Raw genomic sequence first — 14,622 nt, forward strand, 5'->3', positions numbered from 1 at the left:
CGGCGCGAGCGGCGGCGCGGGCGGACCTGGCCGCGCACAGGACGGGTGCGCCCGGCCCCGGCCGCCGGAGGAGTCCTCGCTCCCCCGGACCGTTCGACCCCGTCCAGGCCGCTCCCTCCGGCCGCGGGCCACCCGCCCGGACCACGGGCGCGGACCACCGGCGCGGGTTTTCGGCAGCGCGGTTCCCATAGCCGGGACGACGGCTTATGATCGCGCGCATCGCGACGAGCCGCCGACTCCCGTTCGACCAACGGGAGTTCGTTTGAGCTGCCCACAAGGTCCGTAGCTCGGGGGAAACATGCGCTACACGGTTCTTGGACCGCTGGAAGTCTTCGACCACGGCACCCAGGTGCCCATCGAACGGCCGCGCCGGCGTGCGGTGCTGACGTTCCTGCTGTTGAACGCGAACCACCAGGTCTGCATCGAGCAGTTGGTGGACGCGCTCTGGGGCGAGCGTCCGCCGCGCAGCGCCCGCGGCCAGGTGCACACCGCCGTCTCGGCCCTGCGCAAGCTCCTCCCCGGGGCTGCCGCCGGGGCCGGGGCGGGGGACGACGCCGGGCCGCTCGCCTCGCTGGCGGGCGGCTACCGCCTGTCGGTCGGGCGGCACGACCTCGATACCATGGACTTCTGCCGGGAGGTCGCGGAGGCGCGGCGGCTCACGGCGCTGGGCGAGCACACGCGGGCCGTCCGGCATTTACGGACCGGGCTCGGCCTGTGGCGCGGCGCCGCGCTCGTCGGGATCGATGCGCCGTTCGTGGAACCGTTCCGGGCCCATCTGGAGGAGGAACGTTTCGCCGCCTTTGAACTGCTGGCGGACATCGAACTCGGCGCGGGGCGGCACCACGAGCTGGTCCCCGAGCTGACGGCCCTGGTGGACCGCTACCCCGCCCGCGAGCGCCTCGTGGAGCAGCTGGTCCTCGCCCTGTACCGCAGCGGGCGGCAGACCGACGCGCTGGCCGTGGCCCGCCGGCTGCGGGCCCTGCTCGCGGACGAGTTCGGGCTGGACCCCGGGCCCGCCCTGGTGGAGCTGGAGCACGCCGTACTGCGCGGCGACCCGGCCCTGCTGGGCCCGCGCCGGCACACGCGCGCGGGCCTCCCCCGGCTCCGCCGGCTCTGCTGCCATCCGGCGCACACCCGTCCGTACCACCCGCGGACGGGCCGCTGACCGGCGCGGCCGCCCCCGCGGTCCACCCGCCGGGAAGGCCGACCCGTCCGGAACAGCAGGGCCGTCAGGAGCGCCGGGGCGCGGCGGGCCCCTGGAACAGGTAGGCGATGTCGTCCCACCGCACGACCAGGGCGCCCGCGGCCACGCCCACGGCGAGGGCGGCAACCGCCAGGGCGGGGGCCACGTCACCGCCGGGGGCCAGCGCCGCGGTGAGCGCGCCGGCGGCGAGCAGCGAGTTGCGCAGGACGAAGCCCCCGGCGCTGCCGCGGGCGGCGGGCTTCGCCGGGCCGAAGCACCGGCAGTCCGCCGCCCGCCCGGCCCGCAGGGTCGCGACGGTGAACCCGGTCAGCAGCACGAGCGTGGCCACCGCGCCGGCCTGTCGTACCGTCACGAGCAGCACCACGGTCGCCAGTTCGGCGGCGATCACGCCGACGGCGGTCGGCCGCCGCAGGGCGGCCGGCAGCCAGCGGAAGCCCGCCAGGTCGGCGGTGAACGCGGCCAGGGCCGCGCGGCTGCGCGCCTTGCCGGTCAGGGCGGCGCCGAAGACCACCACCAGCAGGGCGCGGGCGGCCAGTTGCAGCATCGTCATGCGGTCCTCCTCGAACCGTGGGTCGTACGGTGCCCCGATCGCTTCAGGGACTGCGCGGGCCGCCCGTCGCGGGACATCCGGCGTACGGCGACGCCCAGGGCGGTGCGGCTGGGGACGGTGCCGAAGGTCCGGGAGTCCAGGCTGCGCGGGCTGTCGCCGAGGACGGCGAGGTGCCCGGGCGGCACCGCGGGGCAGCCGTCCGCGGCCTGGTCCCCCGGCAGGCCGCTGACCCGCTTCACCAGCCAGGGCGTGTCCCCCGGGGCGCGCGGTCCGTCCGGGACGGGGATGACCACGACGTCGCCGCGGTGGAACACCGTGGTGCGGCGCACCAGCACCCGGTCGCCGTCCCGCAGGGTGGGCTCCATGCTGCCGCCGTGCACGACGACCAGCTCGAAGGAACGGCGCAGCAGCAGCACCACCGCGGCCCCGGCCAGTGCCCCGGCGGCGACGGCCGCCGCGGTCGGGGAGAGCGCGTTCACCGCACCGCCTCGGGCCGGTCCGCGTCGACGCGCGGCACGTCGTCCTGCACGTCGTCCTGCGCGGGCCGCCGGCCGGCCGGCCGGCGGCCCGCGGCGGGGCCGGCGGCGGGCGGACCGTCCGCGCGGTACCCCTCCGCCTGGGCGGCGAACATCTCCGCGTACCGGCCGTCGAGCGCCACCAGTTCGTCGTGGCTGCCGCGTTCCACGACCCGCCCCTCGAAGAGCACCACGATCATGTCGGCCTCGCGCAGCGCGGCGAGCCGGTGCGAGATCAGCAGGCTGGTGCGCCCGGTGCGGTGGCGGCGCAGCGCCTGGTGGACCTGCCGCTCGGCGAGCGCGTCGAGGCCGGAGCTGGGCTCGTCCAGGATGAGCAGCTCGCCGTCCTCGCGCATGAGCGACCGGGCGAGGGCGACGCGCTGCCACTGGCCGCCCGAGAGCGTGACACCGTCCTGCTCGTCCTCGTCGGTGAACGTGCGGCTGAGCAGGGTCCGGTAGCCGCGGGGCAGCCGCTCCAAGGTCCCGTCGATGCCGGCGCGGCCGGCCGCGGCGCGGATCCGGCCGAGGTCCTCGCGGTGTTCGGGGGCGCCCAGGCCGATGTTCTCGGCGGCGGTCAGGTCGTAGGTCATGAAGTCCTGGAAGGTCGCGCCGATCCGGCGCCGCAGCTCGTCGACCGGCATGGTGCGGATGTCGACGCCGTCCCAGAGGATGCGCCCGCGTTCGGGGTCGTAGAACCGGCAGAGCAGCTTGACCAGCGTGCTCTTGCCCGCGCCGTTCACTCCGGCGAGCCCGACGGCGCGGCCGTGCGGCAGGTGCAGACCGACGCCGCGCAGCGCCCAGGGGCCGTCGGGGGTGTAGCGGAACCACACGTCCTCGAAGGTGATGCCGTCCCGCAGCGGGGCCGGTACGACCGTGCCCTCCGTCAGGTCCACGGGCGAGCCGAGCAGCGCCAGGTAGTGCCCGAAGAGCCGCAACGCCTCCTCCGCGCGCCCGAGTTGCATCACGATGGACGACAGTGCGCCCTGGACGGCGGCGACCGCGGCGGTGAACAGGGTCATGTCGCCGAGGGTGATCCGGCCGACGAGCACCTGCCGCGCGACGACGACGGCCGCCGTGCCCGCGGCGGCCGCGGTGAGCAGGGCGAGCCCCGACTGGACGAGGACGCTGCGGCGCAGGGCGGCCAGGCCGGCGCCGGTCGTCTCGCGGAGCCCGTCGAGCGCGCGCCGGCGGAAGAGCGGCCCGGTGCCGAAGAGGCGGATCTCCTTGGCGGCCCGGGGGTCGATGAGCAGCGTCCGGTAGAAGTAGTACCGCCGGGTGGCGGGGACGATGGCGGCGGCGGTGTCGGCGAGGCCCCGGGAGGTCCGCACGTGGCCGACGACGGAGACCGCGACGCAGAGGACGAGGAGCGCGCCCATCGGCGGCCAGAACACCAGCACCGTGCCGAGGAACCCGGCGATCGTCGCGCCGCTGCGGACCGAGTCGAGCAGGAAGTCGAGGACGTCGTGCGGTGCGCCCTGGGCCGCGGTCTCGGCGAGCCGGATCCGGTCCTGGGTGGCCGGGTCCTCGAACGGGCGCAGCCCGCGGTAGGCGTTGACCCGTTCGTAGAGCCGGTCCTGCACCTCCAGGTTGACGGCCCGGCCGACCACGGCGCCGGTCAGCGCCGTGACGTGGTTGAACACGGCGATCGCCCCGGCGAGGACGGCGCCGGCCGCCGCGAGCCACGCCACCCGGGTGCCGTCGGCCGCGCCGGGGCCGCCCGCGCCGGCGAGGGCGTCGACGAGCAGCTTGGTGACGTAGGCCGTCACGGCGGGGAGCACCCCGGTGAGCAGGGCGAGCAGGAGCTGGAGCAGGATCCCCCCGGGCGAGGCCCGCCAGCCCAGCCGCAGAGCGGCGGCCGCGGTCCGTGCCCGCCCGGCGACCGCCGTGATCACACCGTTTCCCGGACCGGAGCCGGGCGGTCGGCCTGCGCGCGGTGGGCCGGCGCGGGCACGACGTCGGCCAGCTCGTGACCGGCGGCGGTGATGACGCCGTCCTTGAGCCGGAGCAGCGTCGGGAAGGCGCCGACCTGGCCGAAGGCGGCGGTGGCCGAGGACTTCTCGGCGACGACGGCCACCCGGCCGACGGCGCCGAGGGCGGCGGTCATCCGGCGGGTCTCCGGGCTCTCCGAATCGCCGACGACGAAGAACAGCGGGTCGTCGGCCCCGGTGGCGGCGCCGCCGGCCAGGGAGTCGATCAGCGTGCCGCAGGGCGTGCAGCCGACCATGACGAACCCGGCGAAGGCGTCACCGGAGGCCACGTCGGCCACGGTGAGCTCCTCCCCGAAGGTCGTGACGGCGCTGAACTCGCCGACGGCGGTGCCGACCGCCGGCAGGGCGTCGGGGGCACCCGTGCCGCCCTCCTCCAGCGTCCGCAGCCTGCGGATGACGGCGAAGGTGAGCACGAGGTTGGCCGCGGTGGCGATGCCGAGCACGACGGCGAGGGCGATGAGGGCGGTGAGCATGTCGGTTCCTCTCTGGGCCGTTCCGGGGGCGACAGAGGGCGGGGGCCGCCGGAACGGGGCCCCCGCCCATCCGGTCGTCAGCAGCCGTACGCGACCTTCTTGTTGTACTGGAGGCCGCCGGTGCCCTTGCAGGTGCCGGTGCAGTTGTAGTAGCCGTTACACATCGGCTGCCACCACCAGCCGCCCGAGCAGTAGCCGCTCCTCGAGGTACAGGCGACGACACCGCAGTAGTCCGGCGGCACACAGGCGCCGGCCTTCTTCTGCTTCAGCACCGCGCCCAGCATCCGGTCGCCGAGTGACGTGAGGGTCCTGGTCATGAGACCTCCTTGTGGGGTTCGACCCGTCCGTTCGGGTCGCCCCCCATGCTGTCCGGGCGCTCTCTCCATCGGCTCCTCATCGGCTCTGCGCCCGGCAGCGGCGGCGCACGGGTGCCCGGCCGGCTCGCCGGACCGGCGGTCCGGCGGTCCGGCGGTCCGGCGAGGGCCGGGCCGGTCAGCCGCTCGGCGTGCCCGTCGCCGCGCGGTGCTCGGCGATGGCCTGCCAGACCTTGTCGCGGAGGAAGGGCGCCTCGGTGAAGCGGATGCCGGTGGCGTCGCGCAGGGCGTTGGCGAAGGCGGGCGGGACCGGGTTGAAGGGGCTCTCGCTCATCGACTTGGCACCGAGCGGCCCGATGGCGTCCGAGGTCTCCGTGAAGTGGACCTCGGTGCGCGGCACGTCGGCGTAGGCCGGCAGCCGGTAGCGGCGGAAGGCGGCGGTGGTGACCTCGCCGCGTTCGTCCACGAGGACTCGTTCGAAGAGGGTCGCGCCGAGGGCCTGGACGACGCCGCCCTCGACCTGGCCGCGGCACTGCAGGGGGTTCATGACCTTGCCGGCGTCGGCGCCGTGGACGCTGCGCAGGATCCGGATCTCCCCGGTGCCGGGGTCGACGGCGATGCGGAACCACTGCGAGTTGAAGGCCACCGAGCGCGGGGAGCCGCCCCAGTGACCGTCGGCCGCGAGGTCGACACCCTTGCCGCGGGCCGCCTCGAAGACCTCCTTGAGGGAGACCTGCCGCCCGTCGCACTCGACCGCCTCGGCGGCGAGCCGCAGCAGGCTGCGCGGCGTGCGGGCGTATTCGGCGGTGAAGGAGAGGATCCGCTCGGCGAGCGCGTTGGCGGCCCTCATCACGGCCTTGCCGGCGACCACCGTGCCCGCCGAGCCGAAGGCCCCGGTGTCATGCCGGACGACGTCGGTGTCGGACTGCCGGATGGCGATGCGGTCCACCGTGGTGCCGAGCGCGCCGGCGGTGATCTGCTTGTGCACGGTGGTGGTGCCGTTGCCGAACTCGGCCGTGCCGACGGCGATGTCGTAGGTGCCGTCCTCCAGGAGCTTCACCGTCGCGTCGGCGAAGTGGCCGCCGGGCGGGCCGGTCGCGATGGCGGCCATCGCGAAGCCCTGGCCGACCAGCCAGCCCTCGGGTGCCTGTTCGGCGCTGCGGTCGTCGGCGATGGCGTTGCGCACCACCTGGAGGCACTGGTCGAGGCCGTAGCTGGCGATGTGCAGGTCCTCCTCCTCGCCGCAGGGGCCCTCCATGTGGTCGCCGGGACCGATGACGTTCTTCTCGCGCAGGACCAGCGGGTCGATGCCGAGGCGTCGGGCCGGCTCGTCCATCGCCGACTCCAGGGCGAAGGTCACCTGGCCGAGGCCGTAGCCGCGGAACGCCCCGGCGGGCACGCAGTTGGTGTAGACGGAGTAGGCGTTCACCTTCTTGTTCGGCGCCCGGTAGACGCCCATCGACTCGCCGACGCTGTGGAACATCACGGCCGGCCCGTGGTTGCCGTAGGCGCCGGTGTTGGCCACCACCCGGAACTGGAGCGCCGTCAGGGTGCCGTCCCTCCGGGCGCCGACCTTGACGGTGATCTTGAACGGGTGGCGGGTGGTCGCGCCGTGGAACTGCTCGGCGCGGGTGAACTCCAGCTTCACCGGACGGTGCAGCCTCAACGCGGCCAGCACGACGATGTCCTCGGTCAGCATCTCCTGCTTGCCGCCGAACCCGCCGCCGACCCGGCCCGCGACCACCCGGACCTTCTCCTGCGGCAGGTCGTAGAGCGCGCAGAGCGCACGCCGGGTCAGGAAGGGCACCTGGGTGGACGAGCGGACCGCGATCCGCTCCTCGCCGGTCGGCTCCCCGGCCTCGTCGAGCCGGTCCTCGAACCAGGCGACGCAGCCGTGCGTCTCCAGGCTGGCGTGCTGCACCCGCTGGGTCTGGAACGTCTCCTCGTAGACGACGTCGGCCTCGGCGAAACCCTGTTCGACGCTGCCCATCTCGCCGTGCACCTCGCCGCAGACGTTGTCCTCGGCACGGAAGATGCGCGACTCGGGACCCTTCGGGTGGATCACCGGCGCGCCGGGCAGCATCGCCAGCTCCGGGTCGACCACGTACGGGAGTTCCTCGTACTCGACGACGATCCGTCGGCAGCCCTCCTCGGCCGCCCCCTCGCTGTCGGCCACCACGGCCGCCACCCGCTGCCCGACGAAGCGGACCACGTCGTCCAGCACCCGGGTGTCGTCCGGGTCCTCGGCGGGGTGCTCGTGCCGGGCGGAGGAGTACAACTTGTCCGGCGCGTCGTGGTGGGTGAACACCGCGTGCACCCCGGGCACACCGGCGATTCAGCTGCGGACTGGACGATCGACCAAAGCGGAATGCCATCATCGGCTTGCATCTACCAGGATATTGCGCTTCGTAGCCTCGCATATGCAGGGAGCTGCGGGTGACTGCGAGCGCGGGCAGACCCGGGGAAACGGGCACGCGCCGCGTCCGGCCGGCACCGGGCCCCAGAGGCCGCCGCGGCGCGCGCCCGGCCGGATCACCCCCGGGCAAGGGGCGTCCTCAGTAGACGTCACGGACGTAGCGCTTGTCGGTGGCGAGCTGCCGGACGTGGGCGCCGGCTTCGTCGTCGTCCAGGCCGCCGTGCGCGGAGACGATGTCGCGCAGAGCCCGGTCGACGTCCTTGGCCATCCGGCCGGCGTCGCCGCAGACGTAGAGGTGGGCGCCGTTCTGCAGCCACTCCCACAGGCGGGGGCCGTGCTCGCGCATCCGGTCCTGCACGTAGACCTTGGCGCGCTGGTCGCGGGAGAAGGCGAGGTCGAGACGGTCCAGGTGGCCCGACGCCCGGAACGCCGCCAGTTCCTCGCGGTAGTAGAAGTCGGTCGCCTCGCGCTGCTCGCCGAAGAAGAGCCAGTTCGGGCCGGTGTGGCCGCGAGCCCGCCGCTCCTCCAGGAAGCCGATGAACGGTGCCACCCCGGTACCCGGGCCGATCATGATCATGGGGGTGGCGGGGTCGCCGGGCGGGCGGAAGTGCGGGGAGCGCTGGACGAAGACGGGCACCGGGCCGTCGTCGGCGGCGTCGGCGAGGAAGCTGGAGCAGACGCCGTTGCGGGCCCTGCCGAGGTCGTTGGCGTAACGGACGACGGACACCGTGAGACGGACCTCGCCGGGGTGCGCCAGCGGGCTGGACGATATCGAGTACAGCCTGGGCTGCAGACGCCTGAGGACGCCGGCCCACTCCCGCGCGGTGGCCCGGACGGGGAACGCGCCGACGACGTCGACGGCCTGCCGGCCCCAGCTCCACTTCGCCAGCTCGCCCTTGTTGTCCGCCCGCAGCAGCCGCCGCAGGCCGCCGTCGCCCGTGCGCTCGGCGACGAAGCGCAGCAGGTCGGGGGTGATCCTCGCGATCTCCAGCCTGGTCCGCAGGGCCTCGCCGAGCGGGATGTCCCCCGCGTCGGCGACCGGCACGGTGTCGGCGGGGTCGAGGCCGGTGACGGCGAGCCACTCCGCCACGAGCTCCGAGTCGTTGGCCGGCCAGACGCCGAGCGCGTCACCCGCCTCGTAGGCGAGGTCGCCGTGGTCGCCGCCGCGGGTGTCGAAGGCGTACTGCCGGACCTCCTTGGCCGAACCCGGGAGGCTGAGGAGCCGGTTGCCGATCAGCAGCGTGGCGAAGGGTGAGGTCCTGGAGTAGCCGGACCGCTCCGGCGCAGCCGGTGCGGCTCCGGGCCCGGCGGGCTCCGTCACCGCCGTGGCGGGCGCGGGCCGGGCCGCGGGCCCGGCCGGGGCGGATGTCGCCCGGGCGGGCTCCGACCGGCGCTCCGCCAGCGCCCCGAGGACTTCGTCGAGCCACTTCCCGGCGGCCTCGGCGTAGTCCGGTTCGCAGTCGGTGCGGGCGGCGAGCCGGGTGGCGCCCAGCTCGCCGAGGCGCTGGTCCAGGCGGCGGCCGTGGCCGCAGAAGTCGTCGTAGCTGGAGTCGCCGAGGGCCAGCACCGAGTAGCCGAGGTCGGCGGCGAGGGCCTCGCCCCCGGCGCAGAGGGCCGCCCAGAAGCCGGAGCCGTTGTCCGGTGCGTCGCCGTCGCCGAAGGTGCTGGTGACGAAAAGGACCGGGGCGCCGGCCGGCAGGGAGGCCGGGCTGACGTCGTCCATGCCGAGGAGCCTCGCCCGCCAGCCGGCCTCGGTGAGGCGGCCGACGGTCATGGCGGCGGCCTCCTCCGCGTTGCCGGTCTGCGAGGCCCACAGGACGAGGACCTCCCGCGCGGGCCCGTCGGCCGCCGGCGGCGGCTGATCGCCGGTACGCGGCGCGGGGGGCGGCAGCACGGCCGGCGACGGGGCGCCGGCGGTGGTGCGGGAGAACCTGCCAGCCAGCACGCCGTTGACCCACAGGGCCCGCTCCGGGTCGATGGGGGCCCGCGCGGGCAGGACCGGCACCGTGGCGCCCTGCGGCGGGGCCGCCTCCAGGCCGGCGAGGAAGCCGGCCAGGAAGTGCCGCTCGCCGGTGACGAAGGCCGGCGGGGCGAGGTCCGCGATGCCGAAGAGGCTGCTCAGCGCGGCGGTGCCCGCACCCTGCGGCGCGAGGGGTGCCGGGTGCGGCCGGGGCTCCCCCGGGGCGGGCCCGACGACGGCGGGCACGGGAGCGGCCGCCGTGCGTTCCGGCGCCGGCACCGATCTCAGCGAGACGGCGCAGACCTTGAACTCGGGCTGGAAGGAGAGCGGGTCCACGGCGTCGTTGGTGACGGCGTTGATGCTGAGGTACTCGCCGAAGAGGTCGTTCCAGTGGAACGGCGCGAAGCAGTTGCCCGGTCGTACCCGGTCGGTGACGACCGCCGGCAGCACGGCCCTGCCACGCCGGGACGCGATCTCCAGGTGCTCTCCCCCGGCGATGCCGAGCGCCTCGGCGTCCTGCGGGTGGACCTCGACGAAGGGCCCGGGGTCGAGCCTGTTGAGCTTGGCGACCTTCCCCGTCTTGGTCAGGGTGTGCCACTGGTGCTGCAGGCGGCCGGTGTTGAGGACGAACGGGAAGTCGTCGTCGGGCAGCTCGGCGGCCGGCAGGTGCGGGCGGGGGAAGAACGAGGCGCGGCCGCTCGCCGTGGGGAACGCCAGCCGGGGGCGGGCGCCGTCGGGCCGCTCCAGCAGGGTCTGGCTGACGCCGTCGTTGACGTACCGGACCGGGTTGCGGTCCGGCCCGTCCACGGAGGCGCTGGGCCACTGCACCGGGGTCTCCCGCAGCCGCTCGTAGGTCACGCCCCGCAGGTCGTAGCCGGTCTTCGGGTTCCACGCCCGCTTGATCTCCTCGAAGACCTCCTCGGCGCCGTCGTACGTGAAGCCCTCGGCGAAGCCCATCGCGCAGGCGACGCGGGCGATGATCTGCCAGTCCGGCAGGGCCTGGCCCACGGGGTCGGCGGCCGGCCGGGCGAGGGTGAGGTTGCGCTCGGAGTTGACCATCACGCCCTCGGCCTCGGCCCACATCGCGGCGGGCAGCACCACGTCGGCGTAGGCGTTGGTCTCGGTGTCGGCGAAGACGTCCTGGGTGATGACCAACTCGGCCGCCTCCAGGCCGGCGATGACGGTCTTCCGGTTGGCGACCGTCGCGGCCGGGTTGGTGCAGATGATCCAGCAGGCCTTGATCCCGCCCTCCGCCATCCGCGAGAACAGCTCGACGGTGCCCTGGCCGGCCTCCGCGCGCAGCGTGCCCGGGGCGAGGCCCCACAGCCCCTCGGTGAACTCGCGGTCGGCCGGCACCAGGACGGAGCGCTGGCCCGGCAGACCCGGGCCCATGTAGCCCATCTCGCGCCCGCCCATGGCGTTCGGCTGGCCGGTCAGCGAGAAGGGGCCGCTGCCGGGGCGGCAGATGGCACCGGTCGCCAGGTGCAGGTTGACCAGCGCGTTGGTGTTCCAGGTGCCGTGGGTGGACTGGTTGAGCCCCATCGTCCAGCAGCTCATCCACTCCCCGGCCTCGCCGATGAGCCGCGCCGCCTCCCGGATGTCGGCCTCCGGGATGCCGGTGATCCCGGCGACCGTCGCGGGTGTGTAGTCCGCGAGGAAGCCGGGCATCGCCTCCCAGCCCTCGGTGAACTCCTCGATGAAGGCCGGGTCGGTGTGCCCGTTCTCCACCAGCAGGTGCAGCAGGCCGTTGAGCAGCGCCAGGTCCGTTCCCGGCCTGATCTGCAGGTAGAGGTCGGCCTTGTCGGCGGTCGCGTTGCGGCGTGGGTCGACGACGACGAGCTTGGCGCCCGCCTTGACGCGGTCCATCAGGCGGAGGAAGAGGACCGGGTGGCAGTCCGCCATGTTGGCGCCGATGACGAAGAAGACGTCCGCGTGCTCGAAGTCCCGGTACGAGCCCGGCGGCCCGTCGGCGCCCAGTGACAGCTTGTAGCCGGTGCCCGCGCTGGCCATGCAGAGACGGGAGTTGGACTCGATCTGGTTGGTGCCCACGAAGCCCTTGGCCAGCTTGTTCGCCAGGTACTGCGCTTCGAGGCTCATCTGGCCGGACACGTAGAACGCCAGCGCGTCCGGGCCGTGCTCGTCCAGGATCTCCCGCAGCCGCCGCGCGGTCGCGGCGATCGCCTCGTCCACGTCCGTCGCGGCCGGCTCGGCGCCGCGCTCCGCCCGGACCAGCGCCGTGCCCAGCCGGCCGGCGGCGGCGAGCATGTCCGCGCTGGTGGCGCCCTTGGTGCAGAGCCGGCCGAGGTTGGCGGGGTGGCCCTTGTCGCCGGACGCCTTGACCACCGTGCGCCGCCCGGTGGCGGCGTCCGTCGTGACGTCGAGCAGCACCCCGCAGCCGACACCGCAGTACGAGCAGACGGTCTTCACGGTGCTGGTGGCCTTCGGGCCCGACGCCGTCACAGGGGCTCCCCCTCGGTAGGACTCCTCCTCGCCGCCCGCCGGACCGTGCGGTTCCTGCGGGCGACCGTGGGGGCATCCCCACCGTCAGCACCGTAGGAAGCCCGGGTTACCACCGCATCACGCCGACTGATCATCGATGGTTAACGCTGCCGCACGCCGGTCGCGGCCGGGTGTGAGCGAACCGGCCGCCGCGGGCCCGCCGACGGCCGCGGACCGAACTCCGCTACGAGCCCTCCGCCTCACCCGACGAGACCGGGCACTCCTCGATCGAGCAGTGCCTCATTCCAAGAGGTTCGCCCTTCTCATCCTGGCAAGAAGTGCGTTGAAGTCTGCCTTCAGGCCGGCCAGGTCCACCGCTTGCGAGTCCGCCTGGCTTTCCGCGCGCCGAGGAAGCGGTTCAATGACCCATGCATGTTCGGGAGCGTCCATGTCATAGATCGTCTGCCATTCCAGGTCCTTGTCGGGAGTCACGCCGCCGACGATCGGGTTCCACTTCGGTTCCTGGTCGCCGGAGTGATTGTCCAGCGGGTAGGCCTGGCCGCCGGGGTAGGCGGTCAACCGGTACAGGTGGCCGCGCCCGTTGGGATTCGCCGGCCTGATGACGTCCCCTATGCGGTAGTGCTTTTGCTGCGCCCAGGCGGCGTCTGCAGCGGCGGGCCGCCTTCCGCACAGCGCCTTCACCGCCCACCCGATATCGGGTTGACGCTTCCCCTTCTCCGCCGGGACCGGGGTGGCATTGAGCATCAGATCACCCGGGCTGTAGAAATCGACGCTGCTGCTGCCGTGCGGCACCGTGAAGGGAGATCCGGTGTAGACGACCCCGATCCGCCGCTCACCGAAGGCGTAGCTGCCGATCCAGGCATTGGGAAGCATCAGCCCGCCGGGAACCGGGCCGTTCTCGTACGAGTTCTGGTCGTACGTGGGGCAGGCCACCCCGGAGGTGAGAGATGTTCGAATCCTGCCCTTGATCTGCGGAGTACGCGAGTCCACCTGGGCACGGAAGAAGGGGGTCTGGCTTCCTGTGTTCGGCTTGTCATAGCCGTAGTCCTGAATGATCGTGGAGTCCGTATCACTTCCGAGGCAATTGAACGCCGAGACGTTGGGCCGGTACTCGCCCTCGCACAACCACAGCAGGCCGTTACGCTCCTCCAGCTCCGCGTCCGCCACCTTCGGGAATTCGGGGACACCCTTCCTCTCGGGGGGCAATCCATTCGACCCGAAAGTACGCCCGGCGCGAACTGCTCGATACACAAAGTTATTCCCCGGCGTCTGCCGCTCACCCACCTCGACATCGATCCCGTCGTCGGAGACCCAGTACTTGTGCACGTCGGAATGATTGTTCACAATGCGAAGGAAAGTAGATCCTTTCCCGAGCGGACTGAAACCCCAGAATACCGAGTCGGAGGTATTGTCTATATCCCCTCCGACGACAGCGATATTTCTGCCCTGGAAAACCGATGGCGCATCGATCTCACCGTAGCAGCCGACGTACACAGAGGCCCTCGGAGTACCCTCGCAGTTGAAGTTTCGACGTCGGTTCGCTGCCGTGTGGCACGAGACAAAGGTGGAACACAGGAACGAGTGGTCATAGATTCCGTCACGCCCGTTCGACGTGGCATCAACGTTCACAACCAGCATGGCACTGGCATTGACATTGTCCAGGCCGCCGATGTCCAGACCATTTCGACCGTTGCTGGTGAGGCGGCAGTCGCGTATCTGCACGAGGCCGACACTGACCACCGGTCTGACCTCGCTGGAGGATATCGCTATTCCGTTGCGCCGGAAACTCACAACACTCATTCTCTCGATGCACACGCCGGTCGCCATGACGCGTATGCCATCCATCTGTGGAGCCTGGTGGGTGGCGCCGGGATCCCCCTGGGCGGGGACCGAATGGAGGGCCAGCTGGCGAAGCACCGCATAGTCCGAACGACCGCGAGGGGGCGTCATGGCCAATCCGGGCTCGAAGCCCACCAAGGCAATTGCGCAATAAACGGTCTCCCCGCCGACCTCGCCGATGTGGGTGCTGGCGGAGAGGTTGAAATTTCCGGATTCGACGTCCGCAATGATTCGACTGGTTTCGTCATGATAAGCCAGGCCGGCCCCCTCCAGAATGCAACCGTTCGAGACGACGAGAGGCCTCTTGATCCGGTAATCCCCCGGAGGCAGGTAGACGACACTTCCGTCAGTACTGTCGAGGCGCATCGCGCAGTCCAGGGCGCTCTGAATCGCATCCGTGTCGTCGGCATTCTTGTCGGCAATGCCGTCCCCCACCGCTCCGAAGTCGAGCACATTCAGGCGCATGTCACAGCGGGGGCGTATTGTCACCGTCCCCGAGGAATCGCAGTCACCGATCCAGTTCGGAGCACTCACGCATTTGTCATTGACGTCCGCAGCGCGGACAAGCTTTCCCGCACTGTTGACGCCGACCGCGCCGGGCCTGCCGGGGCCGATGCGGCCGGTGAAAGCACCGCTGATTTGAACCCTGACGTTCCCGGTGGTCACCGAGTCCAGCGCCACCCCGAAGAACGGACTGGTGTGCAGGTTTCCCTTCTCAACGGCAGGGACGACGGCGCGTGATCCTGCAGTGCAGACCGCCTGGCCGGCCGCGACGGGCCGTGCGGCTCTCATGATTTCGATGTCCATCGAAACGCTCCTTCCGTCGAGGCTTCACCGGTCGGACCGGTCGGTGTCAGCACGGCCGAAGCGCGCGAGCATCGGGCAACGATTCGACATATTTCA

Annotated in this window: 9 protein-coding genes; 1 reads left to right on the forward strand and 8 read right to left on the reverse strand. The window is 72.5% G+C overall.

Annotation, left to right across the window (positions count from 1 at the left end; genetic code table 11):
- Positions 1–298: 298 nt before the first annotated feature.
- Complete coding sequence (locus ACZ3YO_RS21695) at positions 299–1,165, forward strand: AfsR/SARP family transcriptional regulator (protein WP_396321157.1); 867 nt, start codon at positions 299–301, stop codon at positions 1,163–1,165.
- 64 nt (positions 1,166–1,229) lie between these two features.
- Here the strand turns inward: ACZ3YO_RS21695 and ACZ3YO_RS21700 are convergent, their stop codons facing one another.
- The 8 genes from ACZ3YO_RS21700 to ACZ3YO_RS21735 form a co-directional block, all read right to left on the reverse strand.
- On the reverse strand, positions 1,230–1,754 hold the full coding sequence (locus tag ACZ3YO_RS21700) for a MauE/DoxX family redox-associated membrane protein (protein WP_465571617.1): 525 nt from the start codon (positions 1,752–1,754) through the stop codon (positions 1,230–1,232).
- Positions 1,751–2,233 carry a signal peptidase I gene (gene lepB, locus ACZ3YO_RS21705; protein ID WP_465571620.1) on the reverse strand — a complete coding sequence of 161 codons (483 nt, stop codon included), beginning with the start codon at positions 2,231–2,233 and terminating at the stop codon, positions 1,751–1,753. Before lepB ends, ACZ3YO_RS21700 begins: the two co-directional genes overlap by 4 nt.
- The gene (locus tag ACZ3YO_RS21710) at positions 2,230–4,161 is read right to left on the reverse strand and encodes an ABC transporter ATP-binding protein (RefSeq protein ID WP_465571623.1); all 1,932 of its coding nucleotides are present in this window, start codon (positions 4,159–4,161) and stop codon (positions 2,230–2,232) included. The genes lepB and ACZ3YO_RS21710 overlap by 4 nt, the downstream gene beginning before the upstream one ends.
- A complete protein-coding gene (locus tag ACZ3YO_RS21715) occupies positions 4,158–4,730 on the reverse strand; it encodes a hypothetical protein (RefSeq protein WP_465571625.1) in 573 nt (190 codons plus the stop codon). Before ACZ3YO_RS21715 ends, ACZ3YO_RS21710 begins: the two co-directional genes overlap by 4 nt.
- Before the next feature lie 77 nt (positions 4,731–4,807).
- Positions 4,808–5,047 carry a hypothetical protein gene (locus tag ACZ3YO_RS21720; RefSeq protein WP_396321152.1) on the reverse strand — a complete coding sequence of 80 codons (240 nt, stop codon included), beginning with the start codon at positions 5,045–5,047 and terminating at the stop codon, positions 4,808–4,810.
- Between the two features lie 175 nt (positions 5,048–5,222).
- Positions 5,223–7,370, reverse strand: coding sequence for a xanthine dehydrogenase family protein molybdopterin-binding subunit (locus tag ACZ3YO_RS21725; RefSeq protein ID WP_465571628.1), 2,148 nt, complete (start codon positions 7,368–7,370; stop codon positions 5,223–5,225).
- 229 nt (positions 7,371–7,599) lie between these two features.
- Positions 7,600–11,880 (reverse strand): molybdopterin-dependent oxidoreductase, encoded by a 4,281-nt coding sequence (locus tag ACZ3YO_RS21730; RefSeq protein ID WP_465571631.1) that lies wholly within the window; start codon positions 11,878–11,880, stop codon positions 7,600–7,602.
- A gap of 279 nt (positions 11,881–12,159) precedes the next feature.
- Positions 12,160–14,526 carry a glycosyl hydrolase family 28-related protein gene (locus tag ACZ3YO_RS21735; RefSeq protein ID WP_465571634.1) on the reverse strand — a complete coding sequence of 789 codons (2,367 nt, stop codon included), beginning with the start codon at positions 14,524–14,526 and terminating at the stop codon, positions 12,160–12,162.
- Positions 14,527–14,622: the final 96 nt, after the last annotated feature.

This window comes from Kitasatospora sp. NPDC022785, assembly GCF_055561295.1.

Excerpts from the sequence above, each read along its gene's own strand:
- ACZ3YO_RS21695 (WP_396321157.1), top strand. The coding sequence starts at position 299 with ATGCGCTACACGGTTCTTGGACCGCTGGAAGTCTTCGACCACGGCACC.
- ACZ3YO_RS21700 (WP_465571617.1), bottom strand. The coding sequence starts at position 1,754 with ATGACGATGCTGCAACTGGCCGCCCGCGCCCTGCTGGTGGTGGTCTTC.
- ACZ3YO_RS21715 (WP_465571625.1), bottom strand. The coding sequence starts at position 4,730 with ATGCTCACCGCCCTCATCGCCCTCGCCGTCGTGCTCGGCATCGCCACC.
- ACZ3YO_RS21720 (WP_396321152.1), bottom strand. The coding sequence starts at position 5,047 with ATGACCAGGACCCTCACGTCACTCGGCGACCGGATGCTGGGCGCGGTG.
- ACZ3YO_RS21735 (WP_465571634.1), bottom strand. The coding sequence starts at position 14,526 with ATGGACATCGAAATCATGAGAGCCGCACGGCCCGTCGCGGCCGGCCAG.